The organism is Anaeromyxobacter soli (genome assembly GCF_022808855.1).
In the GTDB taxonomy this organism is placed as follows: Bacteria; Myxococcota; Myxococcia; order Myxococcales; family Anaeromyxobacteraceae; genus Anaeromyxobacter; species Anaeromyxobacter soli.
Genome location: NZ_JAKZLF010000003.1, coordinates 166,612 through 183,005 on the forward strand (window position 1 = coordinate 166,612; position 16,394 = coordinate 183,005).

A 16,394-nucleotide genomic window follows, 5' to 3' on the forward strand; every position below is an offset into this window, starting at 1 on the left:
GCCCCGCCTGCATTATAAGCTTCGGCCTTCCGCGTCCCACCATCGACGGAGCGCGACGGTGAGCCGCTCCTCGTCGTTCTCCTCGGGGTGCTCGAGCACCCTTTCGAGCAGGTGACGGAGCGCCTCGCCGACGTGCGGTCCCGGAGCGGCGCCCAGGATCCGCATCACCGCGCGCCCGTCGAGCGCGAGCTCCTGCGGCGTGAGCGGATCCCCGGCGCGCCGGATGTGGGCGATCGTCTCGGTGAGCGCCTCGAGCTCCCGCTGCGCAGGCTCCGCCTCGTCGGGGGCGAGCGCTGCGGCCTCGGCGCGGGCGAGGTCGAGGAGGGGCGCGGCGCGCGCGGGCCCTGCCGCGGCGAGCCAGCGCCTGACCTCCGCGGCCGCCGCCGGGAGCGCGTGCCCCCGCCCTGCGAGCCGGCAAGCGTGCGCGCGCACGAGCGCCGCCGTGTCGTCTGAGATCCGCCGCGACAGGCGCAGGTGCAGGAGCGTGCGTCCGACGTCGCCGGCCGGCAGCGTGTGCAGGAGCGCGGCGAGCCGGAGCGCCGGCTCGGCGGGCGTCGCGGCGAGGACCGCGACCGCGTGGCTCACCTCCGGGGCCGGGCGGGCGGCGAGCGCCGGGAGGACCGTCTCGAGGAGGCCGGTGGTGCGCATGAGCTCGACCGCCCGGGCCGCGTCGGGCGCGACGACGAGCCGCGTGAGCTCGTCGGCGATGCGCTCCAGGGAGACCTTGCGGACGACGGGCAGCGCGCCGGGGATGGCGGCCTGGGTCGCGGGGTCGAGCTCGTAGCCGAGCTGGGCGGCGAAGCGGACCGCCCGCATCGGGCGCAGGCCGTCCTCGCCGAAGCGGGCGACCGGATCCCCGACCGCGCGGACGAGCCGCCGCCGGAGGTCGGCCTCGCCGCCGAACGGATCGCGCAGCTCGCCGGCGAGCGGGTCGAAGGCGAGGGCGTTCATGGTGAAGTCGCGGCGCGCGAGGTCGGCCTCGAGGTCCTCGTGGAAGGTCACCGACTCGGGCCGGCGGCCGTCCGTGTACGCGCCCTCGCCGCGGAAGGTCGTCACCTCGATCGGCTCGCCGCCCACGAGCACGGTCACCGTGCCGTGCTCGATGCCGGTCGGGATGACCTTGGGGAAGAGCGCCGCGACCTCGTCCGGCCGCGCGGGGGTCGCGACGTCGAAGTCGTTCGCGTCGCGGCCGTGATGGAGGAGGAGATCCCTGACCGCGCCGCCGACGAGCCACGACCGGTGTCCCGCCGCGCCGAGCCGGCGGAGGACGTGGAGGACGGGCTCCGGGAACGTCGCGCGCGCGAGGGCGTCCGGGAGCGGCATCGTCAGTGCGTCAGGCCGCGCTCCTGCTCCGCGCGGTCCAGGAGCCGGAAGTAGAGCCGGATGAGGGCGAGCCGCGCGTCGGGCGCGAGCCCCTCGACCGCGAGGCGGGCGACCTCCAGCGGATCGCGGCAGATCGAGAGGAGAACCTCGCCGACCTCGTCGGCGTCCTCGCGGGCGACCGCGCGATCCGCGACGGCGAACGCCTCCCGGATCTGGTCCGCGTCGAACAGCAGGTGGTGGCCGCGGAGGCCTTCCTGGATGCGGAGGGACAGGTGTCCCGGCGCGAGCTTGTCGTCCATCGGCGTCCCCCTCCCCGCTGCGCCGCCACCATGCCGCCCCGCGTGGGCGCGTGCAAGCGGAGAAGCGCGGGCGCGCCCGGTGGTATCGGGCGGTTCCGCGCGGGTACGCAGGGGCTCGGCTCGCTCGCCGGGAGATTCCGCCGACGCCGGAGCGGCACACTCGCCGAACCGAGCGCCGCGTCGGGGAGCTGAGACGGCCGACCTCCCCCTCGGAGCGCGAGCCGGGCCGGCGCAGGGCGCCCCCGCCCCCGCGCCGCCGTCCGCGCGCTACGACGCGTGCGGCTGGGAGATCTCGCGCGACGCGACCTCGCGCAGCGTGCGCCCCGCGACCTCCTCGTCCTCCTCCTCGGCGATGTCCGACAGGCTGATGACGCCCTGCAACCTGCCCTCCTCGTCGCAGACCATGATGCGGGACTTGCGGTGCTCGCGCATGAGGCGCTCGGCGTCACGCAGGTCGTCGCCGATCTTGCAGCTCACGACCTCGGGGGTCATGACGTCCTCGAGCTTCGCATCCAGCAGGCGCCCCTCGGCGAGGATCCGGAGCGCGAGATCGCGATCCGTGATGGTGCCGACGGGCTCGTCCGCCTCGTTGCAGACCGGCACGAAGCCGATGTTCTCCTCCTTCATGAGGCGCGCGCAGTCACGCGCCGTGTCGTCAGGCCGGCAGCACATCGCCGACTTCATCACCGTCTCCACCCTGGCCATCGGATCCTCCTCGCCCTCGCTCCTCGGGCGCTTCACGACTGTCTCCCGCACGGGACGTTGCGGCGTGCGCGCCGGCCCTGCAACGTGCCGGCGCGAGTGAGCGCGCGGTGGGGCGCGCGTCCTCCGCACGTCCGGCAGCGCGCCGGCCGGCGGCCGTCTGCCGGGCTCATCCGCCGCCGTCCGGGACACCGCGCCGGGCGAGCTGGCGGCGGCACGGAGCCAGGGCGCTCCCGGGAGCGCGGGAGGGTCCTGCGGCTCGCCCTCGAGCAACCTGCCCAGCGCGTCGAGATCGGGCGGCTTCGCCAGGTGCGCACGTCCAGAAGCGCCCGCGCCGGCAGCGCGGGCGCCGGACGGAGGGCCGCGGCTCACCTCAGCTTGAAGTTCGCGCTCCGCGTCGAGCCGTCCGCGAGGACGAGGTCGAGACGCCAGCAGGTGCCGGGCAGCTTCGGCGTCTGCCAGTTCAGCACGTACTGCGCCGCGGTGAAGTCGTAGCGGAGCGCCGTGCCGCCGGTGGTCGTGAGCTCGATCTGCGACTCGAGCGAGGTGAGCGCGGCGCAGGCGATGCTCTGGACCTTCGTGCTCTTCAGGTCGACGGCCGAGAGGTCGGTGATCTCGACCCCGCCCTGCCCCTGCAGCTTCCACTTCACCGGCACCGTGGCGCCGTTCTTCACGGCGTTCACGAGCGGGAGGTCGTCCACCGGCTGGAAGAAGCCGAGGAACGCGAACTGGACGGTCACGGTGAACGTCTTCGGCGTCGCCGCGTTCCCGCGGGAATCGCTCGCGGTGCAGGACACGGTCGTCGTGCCGGGGGCGAAGGTGCTCCCGGACTGCGGCGTGCAGCTCGCCGTCACGGCGCCGTCGACGAGGTCGGTCGCGGAGGCGGCGAACGACACCGGCGCACCCTGCGCGCTCGTCGCGAGCGTCGTGAGATCGCCGGGGACTGTGACGGCGGGCGGGGTCGTGTCCCGGACCGTCACCGTGAACGTCTTCGGGCCGCTCCCGTTGCCGTGCGCGTCGGTCGCCGTGCAGGAGACCGTGGTCGTCCCGAGCGCGAACGTGCTGCCGGAGGCGGGCGTGCACACGGGCGTCACGGCGCCGTCGACGAGATCCGACGCGGAGGCGCCGAACGTCACCGCGGCGCCCGCGGCGCTCGTCGCCTCCTCCGTGAGGCTCGCCGGGACGGTCACGTCCGGCGGCGTCGTGTCGACGATCGACGCGGTGAAGCTCGCTCCCGTCCTGTTCCCTGCCTTGTCCGACGCCGCGCACTGCACGACGCTATCCCCGAGCGGGAACGTCGTGCCGGATTGCGGGACGCACACGGCCGGCACCTCACCGTCGAAGGCGTCGTCGCCTTTGATCGAGAAGACGACGGTCGCCCCGGAGGCCGAGGTGGCCTCACGCGTGATGTTCGGCGGGTTCAGCACCGGCGCGGTCACGTCCTTCACGACGACCTCGCAGCTGTCGGTGCTGAACAGGCTGCCGTTGTCGGTGACCTTCAGCTCGAACGTCATCGTGTCGCCATGGCCCACCGTGAGCCGGGGCGCATCGAAGGCGAGCGCGGGGTACGACAGCGCCTCCGCCGCGAGGTTCGCGTCCGGGCCGCCCGAGGTCTGGCGCCAGGCGTACGAGGCGATGCCGTCGTCGGGATCCGTGGAGGGCTTCGAGGGAGATGCGCCGTCCAGCAGGATCGAGGCGCCCTCGTTCACGGGGGACGTGCACACGGCGTTCGCGACCGGCGGGTCGTTCACCCACTTGACCGTGACGACCACCTCCGCCGAGCTCGAGAGCGAGCCGTCGGAGACCGTGAGCCGGTACGTGAAGCTGGCGCCGCCGGGGTAAGGCACCGGGGGCGCCGCGAGCTCGACCGCCGCCGTCGTCCCGACCTGCTCGACGCTCCCCGCGACGACCCGCTCCCAGCGGTAGGTCAGCGGATCACCGTCGGGATCGCTCGAGCCGCGGCCGTCGAGGAGGAACAGGTCACCTTCGTTCACGGACGACGGGGCGCTCGCCGCGGCGAGCGGCGGGCTGTTGACGTCCGTGATGGTGACCGTCGTCGTCGCGGTCTGGGTCTGGAGCGGGTCGCAGCCCCTCACGGTCACGGTGAAGTGGAGGGTGGTGCCCGCCGCCCGGACGTTGGGAGCGGTGAAGGTCGGCTTCGCGGCGCCGGGATCGCTCAGGACGACGGCGTATGCGTCGTTCGCGTCCTGAGCCCACGAGTACGCGACCGCCTTCGGCTGTGACGGCTCCGCGTTGAGCGTGACCGTCGTCGGAACGAACGTTCCACCCGAGATCGCCCCCTCCGTCACGGACTGATCGCCGGACGTCCTGGCAGTCACCTCGCATCGGGGCGCGCCGGCTCCTAGCGCAGGAGCCGCCGCGAGCGCGCCGATCAGTGCCGAAGCGAGCCAGAGAACCCTTCGAGAACAGAGCTGCATTGGGACCCCCACCGAGACGAGCCAATCGATTCGTGCGTGCGGGCAGGCGCCCACCTCTTCGAGTCCAGGGCGACCGTATGGACGCACGCCAGTGGGGGAGAGGCTTGCACCGAGAGCACATGGAACCAAGTCACCTACACGCGGGGTGCCTGGCGGGGGCGTAAACGCCGCGCCGGCTACCTGGCGCGCCGGCTACCGGGCGACCTCCGGAAGGGGCGCTCTTAACGGACAGTGCGGGCGGGGGTCATGCCCCCGCGACCATCGCCCAGGGGTGAACCGTGAGAGCAACTACTGCGCTGTCACTTTGGCTCGTCGTCGCTGGATCGTCCGCAGTCGCGAGCTCGCGTTGCGAGAAAACCCGTACGAGAGAAGTGGCCCCGGCGGGACTCGAACCCACGGCCTACGGTTTAGGAAACCGCCGCTCTATCCAGCTGAGCTACGGGGCCATCGACTACGGGTCGGCGGATATAGCACAGGGGAGGCCGGAACGCCCACGCGCACGTGCCCCTCACACCCCCGCCAGCGTCAGGGCCCAGCGGACGGCCCCGGCGGTGACGAGCACGAGGACGGGGCTCATCCGGAAGCGCGACAGCGTGAGCGTGGTGGCGACGGCGATCCCGACGTCGGCGGGGCCGCGCATCGACGCGCCGAGGGTGACCGCGGCGGCGGCCATGAGCCCCACGACCGCCGGGGTGAGGCCGCGCAGCGCGGCGCGGATCGCCCGCCGCGAGCGCATGCGCAGGAGCCAGCCCCCGAGCACGACCACGAGCGCGAAGGGCGCGGCGAAGATCCCGACCGTCGCCACGATCGCGCCGGGGAACCCGCGCGCGACGTAGCCGATGAAGGTCGCCATGAGGAGCACCGGCCCCGGGGTGAGCTTCCCGACGGCGATGGCGCTCCTGAACTGCTGCTCGGTGATCCAGCCCGCGTCCACCACCGTGGCGTGCAGGTGGGGCACGATCGCGAACCCGCCGCCGTACGCGCCGAGCCCGATGCGGAAGAAGAGCGCGCCGATCGCGACGAGGCCGCCGACGCCGGCCTGGGTGAGGAGGCCGAGGGGAGCCACCACCGCGAGCGGAGCGCCCCCGTCCGCGCCGCGCGTCTCATGCAGCGGCTCGAGCGGCTGACCCTCGTCCGGCAGCGCCACCGGCGGAGACGGCTTGCGGGGCGCCCGGCGGATGCGGGCGAGCCGCGCGCGCTTCAGCATGAGGTCGATGACGAGCCCGGAGGCGATCCCGAGCGCCGCGATCTCGCCGGAGGCCGCCCCGCCGGCGATGCTGAGCAGGAGCGCCACCGCCGCGACGCCCATCTGCCAGGGCCGTCCGATCGACGTCCGGACCATGCGCAGCGCGAGCGCCGCCACGATGCCCACCACGGCCGCGTTGAGGCCCGAGAGGACCACCTCCGCGCGCGGCTGCACGCCGAACCGGACGTAGGCCCACGCGAGGGCGAGCGTGAGGAGCGCCCCCGGCAGCACGAAGCCGACGTACGCCGCGAGCGCCCCGCTCATCCCGCGCAGCCGGAGGCCGACGTGCGCGAGCGCGTTCGCGGCGGCGCCGCCCGGGAGCATCTGCGACACGGTGGTGGTGTTGGCGAACTCCCGCTCCGTCAGCCAGCGGCGGCGATCGACCGCGAGGTGCCCGATCATCCCGAGCACGCTCACCCCGCCGCCGAACCCGATCGTGCCGAGCCACAGCGAGGCGCGGGCGAGCTCCCAGTGGGTGGGGATCGCGCGGGTGGCGGTCGCGGTCCGCTCGCCGCCTCGATGGCCCTCGGTCCTCGCCCTCAGCATCGTCAGGTGTCCGAACGCTGAAACCGGGCGGCGCCGTCCCCTCGTGGTGGCCGCCCTCGACCCGCGTGTGCATACCAGGGTCCTCGTCCCGTCGCCACGAACCTCCGCGCTTCCCGCTGGCTCTCCCGGGAGCGAGACTCCCGACATGCCCCTCCCCGGCGACGCCCCCTCGCACCTCGACCGCGCGCTCGAGGCCCGGTACTCCCCCCTCGCCAGCACGGCGGGCTCGCTCTCCTGCGGGAGCGTGCTCGAGCACGCCGCGCCCGGCGCGGGCGAGACGCTCGTGGATCTCGGCTGCGGCCGCGGGCGCGAGCTCCTGCGCGCGGCCGCGGCCGTGGGCCCCGGCGGGCGCGCGATCGGCGTCGACGCGAACGCGGCGATGATCGCGGCGGCGCGCGAGCTCGCGGGAGGCCTCGCGCAGGTGCGGCTCGTGCGCGCGGACCTCGCCGCCGTGACGCTGCCGGACGGCGAGGCCGACGTCGTCGTCTCGAACTGCGCCATCAACCACGCGCCGGACAAGGCCGCCGTGTACCGGGAGGTGCACCGCCTGCTCCGCTCCGGCGGGCGCTTCGTCGTCTCCGACGTCGTCTCGGAGACCGCCCTCCCCGACTCCGTGCGCAACGACCCGGCCGCCTGGGCCGCATGCTACGGGGGCGCCATCCCGGAGGCGGACTACCTCGCCGCCATCGCCGCGGCCGGCCTCGCCGAGGTGAGCGTGCTGCGCCGCACGGCGCCCTACGAGAAGGGCGGCGTGCGCGTCCTCTCGATCACCGTGAAGGGCCGGCGCCCTTAGCGCCGGAGAAGGCCTCGATGCGCCTCTCGCGCTCCACCCTCGTCGCGCCCATCCCCGGCTCCGTCCAGGTGCTCCTGGTGCAGCCGCTCACCGGCCAGGCCGCGCTCGTCGCCGCCGAGGACGCCGCCGCCCTCCGCGCGCTGGATCGGGGCGGGCCGCTCCCCGCGTCGCTGCCCGAGGAGACGCTCCGCGCCGCGGCCTTCGTGGTCGAGTCCGACGACGACGACCGCGCGCTCCTCGCGCGCGCGCGCGCCGACTTCGAGAAGGAGGCCGCGCGGGCGCCGACGCAGCTCATCGTGGTCCCGAGCTTCGGCTGCAACCTCGCGTGCACCTACTGCTACCAGGAGGTCTTCGACCCCTCCGCGGCGACGCTCATGCGGCCGGAGGCGGTCGAGGCGTTCTTCGCCTACGTGGACGCGAACCACGCCGCCGAGACGCCGCGGCCCTACGTGACGCTCTTCGGCGGCGAGCCGCTGCGTGACACGCCCGCGCACCACGAGCGGATCGGACACTTCCTCCGCAGCGCGGGGGAGCGGGGCCTCTCGCTCGCGTTCGTCACGAACGGCCACGATCTCGAGGCCTTCCTCCCCGCGCTCGCCGCGGGCCCGGTCAAGGAGGTGCAGGTCACGCTCGACGGCCCGCGAAAGGTCCATGACGCGCGGCGGCCACACGCGAGCGGGCGAGGCACCTTCGACCGGATCGTGGCGGGCATCGACGCGCTCGTCCGCGCCCGGATCCCCGTGAACCTGCGCGTGGTCGCAGATCGCCAGAACCTGCCCGCGCTCCCGGAGCTCGCCGAGCTCGCGGACGCGAAGGGCTGGCTCGAGCTGCCGGCCTCGCGCTTCAAGACGCAGGTGGGCCGGAACTACGAGCTGTTCGGCTGCGCCTCGCGCCAGCGCCGCGAGGACCTCTTCGATCGCGTCGAGCTCTGGGCCCACTACCTCGAGCTCGCCGAGGCGCACCCGGTGCTCCGCCGCTTCCACCGACCGCGGTTCCACGGCATCGGCCACCTCTCCGACACGGGCGAGCTGCCGGCGCCGAACTTCGACGCCTGCCCGGCGGCGAAGAAGGAGTGGGCCTTCGGCCCCGACGGGAGCCTGTACGGCTGCACGGCGACCGTCGGCCACCCGGCCCACATGCTCGGCCGCTACTACCCGGTCGTCTCGCGGGACGAGGCCGCGATCGCGCGCTGGCGGTCGCGCAGCACGCTCACGATCCCGGGCTGCGCGGGGTGCGCCTCCGCGCCGGTCTGCGGCGGTGGCTGCGGCGCCATCGCGTGGGATCGGGAGGGGACGCCGCTCGCGCCCGACTGCCGCCCCGTCGTCGAGCTCTACGGGCTGGGCGCGCGGTACTACGGCCTCGATACCTGACCGGGCGGGATGCGGACCGTCCCGGGTCACATCCCGGGGGGCGCCACCCCGCCTGCGACCGCATGTCGCGAACCCCGCGTGCCCTCAGCGGCTCGTACTCAACGGCGTGAGGATCCGACGCACCCGTTCCTGGAGGCGCACATGGTCCCCGCGGCAACGCAGACGGTCCTGCAGCTCTCCCCTAAGGAGCTGCGGATCATGGTCCAGTCGCTCGTGAACTGCCTCGCGACTTGCCAGACACACAAGGTGAAGCCGGACGCACCGTGTGAGGACTGCGACGCCGCTCGCGCCCTGAAGGAGAAGATCGAGTCCCACCTCGCACCCTGAAGGAGAGCGCGATGAAGCTGCTCACCACGCTCAAGAAGCCCACCTGCTGCGCGCCGGAGAAGGTCGCGCAGTGCTGCGCCAAGGCATCCCCGCTCGTCTCGGGCTGCCACGACTGAAGCACCGCGGGGTCCGCCCCGCTCCTTTTCCCACCCTCACCTCCCCCGGCCTCCGGATCCTCCGGACGGGAGAGGTCTGCCTGGAGGTCCGATGGCCGCATCCGTCGAGGAGATCAACGCCGCGCAGTACGAGGAGCGCGTGCTCGGGGCAGAGACCCCGGTCGTGCTCGACTTCTTCTCCACCGAGTGCCCGCCCTGCGAGGCGCTCGCGCCCAAGTTCGAGGCGGTCGCCGAGCAGTTCGCGGGCAGGGCGCGGTTCCTCAAGGTCTTCCGGCAGGGCAACCGCGAGCTCGCGACGCAGCTCGGGGTCACCGGCAGCCCGACCCTCGTCTTCTTCAAGGGCGGGCGCGAGGTGGGGGCGCGCATGACCGGCGAGGACATCAAGCGGTCCGCGCTGAAGTCCGCCGTCGAGGCGCTGCTCACCTGAGCGGGAGCTCCTGGCCATGAACGAGCGCTACGACGTCGTCGTCATCGGGGCTGGACCCGCCGGACTCACCGCCGCCATCTACGCGGCGCGCGCGAGGCTCAGGACGCTCGTGATCGACGAGAGCATCCCGGGCGGGCAGGTGAAGACGACCCACAAGGTGTCGAACTACCCCGGCTTCCCGGAGGACATCCACGGCTCCGAGCTCTCGCTGGCGTTCGCGAGGCAAGCCGAGCGCTTCGGCGCGAAGATCCGCCGCTCGGTCGAGATCACGGCGCACGACCTCGCGCCCTTCGTGAAGACGCTCGAGCTGGACGAGTCGGAGACGGTCGAGGCGCGCGCGGTGATCGTGACGACCGGCGCGAAGCCGCGCCCGCTCGGGGTCCCGGGAGAGGACACGTTCAAGGGCCGCGGCATCTCCTACTGCGCGACCTGCGACGGCGCCTACTTCGAGGGCAAGGACATCCACGTCATCGGCGGCGGGAACTCCGCCGTGGAGGAGGCGCTCTTCCTCACGCAGTTCGCGCGGAGCGTCACCATCGTCCACCAGTTCGAGCAGTTCCAGGCGGAGCCGGCCTCGGTGAGCGAGGCGCTCACGAACCCGAAGATCCAGGTCCTGTTCGGACACGAGCCGCGGGCGTTCCACGGCGAGACGGCGCTCGAGGCGCTCGAGGTCGAGGCGCTGCGGACCCAGGAGCGAAAGCGGCTCCCGACCGACGGCGTGTTCGTGTTCATCGGGATGGTACCGCGCACCGACCTCCTCGCGCGCTACGTCAAGCTCGCCCCGAGCGGCTACGTGAAGACGACCGACGACATGGAGACCGAGATCCCCGGCGTGTACGCCGCGGGCGACATCCGCGTGAAGCGGTTCCGGCAGATCACCACCGCGGTGGCCGACGGCACCATCGCCGCCCTGGCGGCGCAGAAGTATCTCCGCTGAGCGCCGCGGCGGGCGAGCGTGCGGCCCCTGCGAGGGCCGTACGCCGCCGTGGTCGCGTCTCCCCGGGTCCCGTGCTAATCCACGACCGCCGCGACCTCGAACCGGCGGCGAGGAGACGATCGTGCGCATCCTCCACACCATGCTCCGCGTCGGCGATCTCGAGCGCTCCATCGCGTTCTACACCGAGATCCTGGGGATGAAGCTCCTGCGCCGGCAGGACTACCCGGACGGCCGCTTCACGCTCGCGTTCGTGGGCTACGGTCCCGAGTCCGAGCACGCGGCGCTCGAGCTCACGCACAACTGGGACACGAGCTCCTACGATCTCGGCAGCGGCTACGGCCACGTCGCCCTCGAGGTGCCGGACGCCTACGCCGCGTGCGCGGAGATCAAGCGGCGCGGGGGCGTGGTCACCCGCGAGGCCGGGCCGATGAAGCACGGCACGACCGTCATCGCCTTCGTGCAGGACCCCGACGGCTACAAGGTCGAGCTCATCCAGCGCGGGACCTGAACGCCCCAGGAGACGGGTGACGAGCGTCGAGGTGGGGACGGCGCCGGTGCCTCAGCCCGCGCGCGCCGGCAGGTTCACGTAGAACGTCGTGCCCCGCCCCGCCTCGGAGGTGACCGCCACGCTCCCCCCGTGGGCGCGCACGATCTCCCTCACGATGAAGAGGCCGAGTCCCGCCCCGCCGCTCGCGGCCGTGCGGCCGCGCTCGAACGGCTCGAACATGTTGGCGAGGAGCGCGGGGTCGATGGGGGACCCCTCGTTGTGCACCGCGATGACCCTGCGGTCTCCCTCCGCGCTCCACGCGAGCGACACCGCCGCGCCCTCCTGGCTGTAGCGCACCGCGTTCGTGAGCAGGTTCGTGAGCACCTGTCCGATGCGATCCGGATCCCACTCGCCCGACCCGTCGGCGCCGGGGTGGTACGCGATCTTCCGGCCGCCGTTCGCGCTGCTCACCTCCTCGACGATGTCCCGGCAGATGGCGTCGAGATCGGTCGGCTGCGGCGCGATCGGGATCCCCCGTCCGAGCCGGGCCCTCGAGTAGTCCAGCAGGTCATTCACGAGTCGTGACATCCGCGCCGCCGCCCCGGCGGCGCGCCCGAGCACGCGCCGGTGCCGCTCGGAGAGCTGCGGGTCGCGGAGCGCGACGTCGAGGGAGACGCGCACCACCGAGATAGGCGTCCTGAGATCGTGGCCCGTGATGCCGAGGAGGTGCGCCTGCACCTCCTGCGTGCGCCGCCGCTCGGTGACGTCGCGCAGGTAGGCGGTGAGGCCGTCGCGGTGCGGGAACGCGCGGACCTCGATCCACCGCTCTCCCGGCTCGCGCGCCTCGAACGTCACCGGCACCTGGCCCTCGACCGCCCGGTCCAGCTCCGCGCGCGGCTGGCCCCGGGCGAGGAACGGGCAGCGCTCCCAGAGGACCTCGCCGGCGAGCGCGTCGCGCGGGGCCCCCACCATCTCCTCGAGCGCGTGGTTCACGTACACGAAGCGCCAGTCCCGCCCGACCGCGAAGAACGCGTCCGAGATCGTCTCCAGGATCGCCGCGCTGCGCGCGTACCCCTCGCGCGTCCGGTTCTCGTCCTCGAACTGGCTGCGGCGCAGCTGGGCGTGGACGCGCGCGCGCGCCACGAGCGGCCCGCTCGACAGCGGCACGTAGTCGTCGGCGCCGCCCGCGAGCGCGTCCACCGTGGCCTCCGGCTCCGAGCGCTCGCCGACCACGAGGAGCGGCACGTGGCGCCACCTGGCGTCGCCCCGGATGCGCAGGCACGCGGCGGCCGAGGCGTCTCCCTGCCGCGTCGCCTCCACCAGGATCGCGTCGACCCGATCCACCGCGAGGAGCGCGAGGGCCTCCTCGGACGTGGCGGCCGTCACCACGTCGTGCCCCTCGAGGCGCAGCGTCTCGGCGACGTCGCCGAGCGGGGCGGTGCTCGCCCCGAGGACGAGGATGCGCCTCGCCGTGGGCGCGCCGGCCGCGGTCTCCTCGGGGGCCGAGGTCGCGCTCCGGAGCAGCGCCTGGAGCCGCGCGAGCACGAGCTCGTTCCCGTCCTCGTCCTTGCGGACGTAGGCGTCGGCCCCGGCGTCGAGCGCGCTGAGCTCGCCCACGGAACCCGACGCGGTGAGCAGGATGCAGGGGGTCGTGCGGAGCGCCGCGTCGGCGCGGATCTCCCGGATGAACGTGGCGCCGTCCATCCCGGGCATCACGCCGTCGACGACGATGGCGCGCGGCCGCCGCTCGGCGGCGACGCGGAGCCCCTCCTCGCCGCTGCCGACGGTCACCACCTGCAGCCCCGCGCGCTCGAGCGCGTCGCGCAGCTCCTCCCGGGCCGTCACGCTGTCGTCCACGAGCAGCACCGGCCGCGCGGCGGCGCCCAGGTCGGCGCCGGCGCGGCGGCGCACGAGCTCGCGGGCGCGGGCCACGACCTGCGCCGCGTCGTACGGCTTGCCCACGTACTCGTCCGCGCCCGTCTGGAGGCCGCGCACGCGGTGCTGGACCTCCGCCTCCGTGGAGAGGAGCACGACCGGCGTCCCCGCGTGCTGCGGGGAGCCCTTGATCTCGGCGAGCAGCTCCAGGCCGTCGCCGTCGGGGAGGAGCACGTCGAGCACGGCGAGCGCGAACGGCCGGGACGCGAGGGCGCGGCGCGCGCTCGCGACGTCGGCGGCGAGGACGGGCTCGAACCCCGCGGCGGAGAAGGCCTCCTCGAGGTGCATCCTCACGGTCAGGCTGTCGTCGACGACCAGGACGGCGCTCATGGCGACCTCCTGGGCGTGCCGGCGCGCGCCGCGATCGCCGCGCCGATCTCATGGATCGGCAGGACGCGCTGCGCCGCACCGAGGAGGATGGCCTCGCGGGGCATGCCGAACACCACCGAGGTCGCCTCGTCCTGGGCGATCGTGGCCCCGCCCGCCCGCCGGATCGCGAGGAGGCCCTGCGCGCCGTCGCGCCCCATGCCGGTGAGCAGGCAGGCGAGCGCGCCCGCGCCGCCGTCGCGCGCGATCGACTCGAACAGCACGTCCACCGAGGGCTTGCAGCTGTGACGCTCGGGACCGTCGTCGAGCCTGAGGACCCCCCGCTCGACGGCGAGGTGCCGGCCCGGGGGCGCCATGAGGACCGTCGAGGGTCCGCGCTCGGCGAGGCGCTCGCCGTCGCGCGCATACCGGACGCGCAGCGGGGAGAGCCCGTCCAGCCATTCGGCGAACGCGATGCCGAAGGGCTCGTTGATGTGCACGACGAGCAGGATCGGGTGCGGGAACTCCGGCGGGAGCCGGCGGAGGATCTCCACCACCGCCGCCGGCGAGCCGGTCGAGCCGCCGATCGCGACGAGCCGCGTCGGGCCCGCCGGCTCACCCGCGAGCGGCGCCGCCGCGGCCGGCTGCGACATGGCCCCGAGCCGCGCGCGCGGGTGCGTGATCACCTTGATGCGCGAGATGAGCTTCACCGTGCCGCGGAGCCGCTCCTCCCAGACCCCGTCGGGCTCCGTCCCGAGCGGCTTGTCCAGCACGTCGATGGCGCCCGCCGCGAGGGCGTCGTAGGTGCGGAAGAGCTCTCCGCGGTTCGTCGACGCGGAGACGACGAGGATGGGCGTCGGGCAGTACGCCATGATGTACTCGGCCGCGGCGACGCCGGTCATCACGGGCATCATCATGTCGAGGGTGACGACGTCCGGCCGGAGCCGCTGGCACAGCTCGATCCCGCGCCGCCCGTCCTCGGCCTCGCCCACGACCTGGAGCTCCGGGTCCGACGACAGCACCTCGACGAGGCGCTTGCGGACGGTGAGCGAGTCCTCCACGACGAGCACGCGTATCGGCACGGTCACCCCAGGAGCTCCTCGATGGTCGCGAGCAGGCGCGCCTGATCGAACTCGCTCTTCACCACGTACGCGCTCGCCCCCGCGGCGAGGCCGCGCGCCCGGTCCTCCGGCGCCCCCCGGGACGTCACGAGGATCGCCGGGGTGGACGAGAGCCGGGGGTCCGCGCGCGTCACGCGCACGAACTCGAACCCGTCCATGCCGGGCATCTCGACGTCGACGAGGAAGAGCCCGAACCTCCGGGTGCGCGCCTTCTCGAGCGCCTCCTCGGCGGAGACGGCGAGGTCCACCTCGTGCCCCGCGGACTCGAGGATGCTCTGCTCGAGCATGCGCGTCGTGAGCGAGTCGTCGACGACCAGGATCGGCGCCCGCGGCGCGCGCGCCTCCTCCACCTGGGTGGAGCGGCCCCGCGCCGCCGCGACGAGCCCTGCCGGATCGAGGACGAGGCGCGGGTTCCCCTCGCCGTCGAGCGCCGCGCCCGCCACGGCCGGATCGAGCCGCAGGTACGCCGGCAGCGGGCGCACCACGACCTCCGCGGTGCCCACCAGGCGATCGGTCCCCAGGACGATGCGTCCCCCCGCCGCCTCGACGACCACCGCGGACCAGGCGCGGCGGGAGCCGGACGGCCGAGGGCGGCCGAGCACGCTCGCGAGCGGAACGAACGGCAGGAGCGCGCCGCCGAGGGCGACGGCCGCCCCCTCGGCCGTGTGCGCCACGCGGTCGCTCTCGAGGAACGTCGCGCTCCGGACGGCGTCGAGCGGCACCGCCGCCACCGCCCCCGAGGCCTCCACCTGCAGCGCGGTGAGGGCCGTGAGCGACTCGGGCACGACCACCTCCACCTGCGTCCCGCGCCCGCGCTCGGTGCGGATCGCGACCTCCGCGTGAAGGCGCGCGGCGACGTCGCGCACGACGTCCAGCCCCACCCCGCGCCCGGCGACGTCCGTGACGGTGGCGCTCGTCGAGAGGCCGCCTCGCAGGAGGAGCGCGGTGAGCGCCGCGTCGTCGAGCGCGGCAGAGTCGGCGGCGGAGACGAGCCCCTTGCGCGCGGCGGCGGCCCGGACCGCCTCGAGATCGACCCCGCGCCCGTCGTCCACGCAGCGGAACGCGACCCGCGTCCCGCGCCGCTCTACCTCGATCCGGACCCGGCCCGGCGCGGCCTTCCCGCGCGCGGCGCGCTCGGCCGCCGGCTCGATCCCGTGCGCCACGGCGTTGCGCACCGCGTGCAGGAGCGCCTCGCGCATCGCCGTGAGGACGTTCGCCTCCACGCGCACGCCGCCGCCCGCGAGCTCGAAGGTCACCGTGCGCTCGAGCGCGCGCGCGGCGTCCCGGGTCGCGCGCTCGAGCGGCCCCGCGATGGCCCTGGCCGGCAGGAGCCGGAGCCTGTCGGCGGCGTGCCGGACCTCTCCGAGCTCGCGCTCGGCCTGATCCGCCCGGACGTCGAGCGCGCGGTGCGCCCCATCGAGCGTCCGCGCGAGCTCGTCGACGAGCGGCCGCAGGCGCGCGGGCGGCGGGCCGCCTTCGCCGCGCCGCACCGAGAGCTGATCGGCCAGGGCCCGCGCGATCTCCTTCGCGTGATCGAGCGTCCCGAGCTGCCGCCGGAGGGTCGCGAGGTGGACGCCCGCCTCGAGCGTGGTCTCGACGACGGCGTCCACCTCGTGGAGATCGACGCGCACGGTGCGGATCGGCCCGTCCGGGCGCGCGGAGGGCGCCGCGTCCCCCGGCGCGGGCGCGGTGGGCGGCGGCGACGGCTGATCGAGCGCGGTGACCGCGGCGGACATCTCGTCCACGAGGCGCAGGAGCTCGTCCGTCCGCTCGCGAGGCACGGGCGGGTCGCCCGCGTCGCGGTGCGCGGCGAGCGCGTCCTCGGCCGCGTGCGCGCGGTCGCCGATCCCCTGGATCTGCACCACCCGCGCCGCGCCCTTGAGCGTGTGCGCGAGCCTGAGCAGCCGCGCGACCACCGCGCGGTCCTCCGGCGACCGCTCGAGCTCGAGGAGCCCGCGCGAGAGCCCGTCGAGCAGCTCGCGCGCCTCGATCCGGAAGTACTTGTAGCGATCGCGGGCCAT

Annotated in this window: 14 protein-coding genes and 1 tRNA gene; 6 read left to right on the forward strand and 9 right to left on the reverse strand. The window is 74.4% G+C overall.

The features are described 5' to 3' along the window. Window positions 1–12: 12 nt before the first annotated feature. The 6 genes from MLV88_RS04150 to chrA all read right to left on the reverse strand — a co-directional run bounded on the left by MLV88_RS04150 (window position 13) and on the right by chrA (window position 6,554). Complete coding sequence (locus tag MLV88_RS04150) at window positions 13–1,323, reverse strand: CCA tRNA nucleotidyltransferase (RefSeq protein ID WP_242338070.1); 1,311 nt, start codon at window positions 1,321–1,323, stop codon at window positions 13–15. 2 nt (window positions 1,324–1,325) lie between these two features. Continuing rightward, the gene (locus MLV88_RS04155) at window positions 1,326–1,622 is read right to left on the reverse strand and encodes a hypothetical protein (RefSeq protein ID WP_242338072.1); all 297 of its coding nucleotides are present in this window, start codon (window positions 1,620–1,622) and stop codon (window positions 1,326–1,328) included. 267 nt (window positions 1,623–1,889) lie between these two features. Further along, window positions 1,890–2,363 carry a CBS domain-containing protein gene (locus tag MLV88_RS04160; protein ID WP_242356105.1) on the reverse strand — a complete coding sequence of 158 codons (474 nt, stop codon included), beginning with the start codon at window positions 2,361–2,363 and terminating at the stop codon, window positions 1,890–1,892. A 329-nt stretch (window positions 2,364–2,692) separates the two neighbouring features. Continuing rightward, window positions 2,693–4,663, reverse strand: a complete 1,971-nt coding sequence (locus MLV88_RS04165) for a PxKF domain-containing protein (RefSeq protein WP_242338077.1) — start codon at window positions 4,661–4,663, stop codon at window positions 2,693–2,695. 471 nt (window positions 4,664–5,134) lie between these two features. Further along, window positions 5,135–5,208 (reverse strand) — tRNA-Arg (locus MLV88_RS04170). A gap of 62 nt (window positions 5,209–5,270) precedes the next feature. Then, complete coding sequence (gene chrA / locus MLV88_RS04175; protein ID WP_242338079.1) at window positions 5,271–6,554, reverse strand: chromate efflux transporter; 1,284 nt, start codon at window positions 6,552–6,554, stop codon at window positions 5,271–5,273. A 145-nt stretch (window positions 6,555–6,699) separates the two neighbouring features. Here chrA and MLV88_RS04180 point away from each other — a divergent pair, with 145 nt between their 5' ends. The 6 genes from MLV88_RS04180 to gloA all read left to right on the forward strand — a co-directional run bounded on the left by MLV88_RS04180 (window position 6,700) and on the right by gloA (window position 11,032). Continuing rightward, entirely contained in the window at window positions 6,700–7,347 is a 648-nt protein-coding gene (locus MLV88_RS04180) for a methyltransferase domain-containing protein (RefSeq protein WP_242338081.1), read from the forward strand. Window positions 7,348–7,364: 17 nt separating this feature from the next. After that, on the forward strand, window positions 7,365–8,717 hold the full coding sequence (locus tag MLV88_RS04185) for a radical SAM/SPASM domain-containing protein (RefSeq protein ID WP_242338083.1): 1,353 nt from the start codon (window positions 7,365–7,367) through the stop codon (window positions 8,715–8,717). 141 nt (window positions 8,718–8,858) lie between these two features. After that, the gene (locus MLV88_RS04190; RefSeq protein ID WP_242338085.1) at window positions 8,859–9,044 is read left to right on the forward strand and encodes a hypothetical protein; all 186 of its coding nucleotides are present in this window, start codon (window positions 8,859–8,861) and stop codon (window positions 9,042–9,044) included. Between the two features lie 207 nt (window positions 9,045–9,251). Further along, a complete protein-coding gene (locus tag MLV88_RS04195) occupies window positions 9,252–9,587 on the forward strand; it encodes a thioredoxin family protein (protein WP_242338087.1) in 336 nt (111 codons plus the stop codon). Between the two features lie 16 nt (window positions 9,588–9,603). Continuing rightward, window positions 9,604–10,524 carry a thioredoxin-disulfide reductase gene (gene trxB / locus MLV88_RS04200; RefSeq protein WP_242338089.1) on the forward strand — a complete coding sequence of 307 codons (921 nt, stop codon included), beginning with the start codon at window positions 9,604–9,606 and terminating at the stop codon, window positions 10,522–10,524. A 121-nt stretch (window positions 10,525–10,645) separates the two neighbouring features. Beyond that, on the forward strand, window positions 10,646–11,032 hold the full coding sequence (gene gloA / locus MLV88_RS04205) for a lactoylglutathione lyase (RefSeq protein WP_242338091.1): 387 nt from the start codon (window positions 10,646–10,648) through the stop codon (window positions 11,030–11,032). Window positions 11,033–11,083: 51 nt separating this feature from the next. Here gloA and MLV88_RS04210 read toward each other — a convergent pair whose 3' ends face one another. The 3 genes from MLV88_RS04210 to MLV88_RS04220 are packed head-to-tail and all read right to left on the reverse strand — an operon-like array spanning window position 11,084 to window position 16,394. Then, window positions 11,084–13,276 (reverse strand): response regulator, encoded by a 2,193-nt coding sequence (locus tag MLV88_RS04210; protein WP_242338093.1) that lies wholly within the window; start codon window positions 13,274–13,276, stop codon window positions 11,084–11,086. Next, window positions 13,273–14,340 (reverse strand): chemotaxis-specific protein-glutamate methyltransferase CheB, encoded by a 1,068-nt coding sequence (gene cheB / locus MLV88_RS04215; protein WP_242338095.1) that lies wholly within the window; start codon window positions 14,338–14,340, stop codon window positions 13,273–13,275. Before cheB ends, MLV88_RS04210 begins: the two co-directional genes overlap by 4 nt. Next, the gene (locus MLV88_RS04220; RefSeq protein WP_242338126.1) at window positions 14,337–16,394 is read right to left on the reverse strand and encodes a hybrid sensor histidine kinase/response regulator; all 2,058 of its coding nucleotides are present in this window, start codon (window positions 16,392–16,394) and stop codon (window positions 14,337–14,339) included. Before MLV88_RS04220 ends, cheB begins: the two co-directional genes overlap by 4 nt.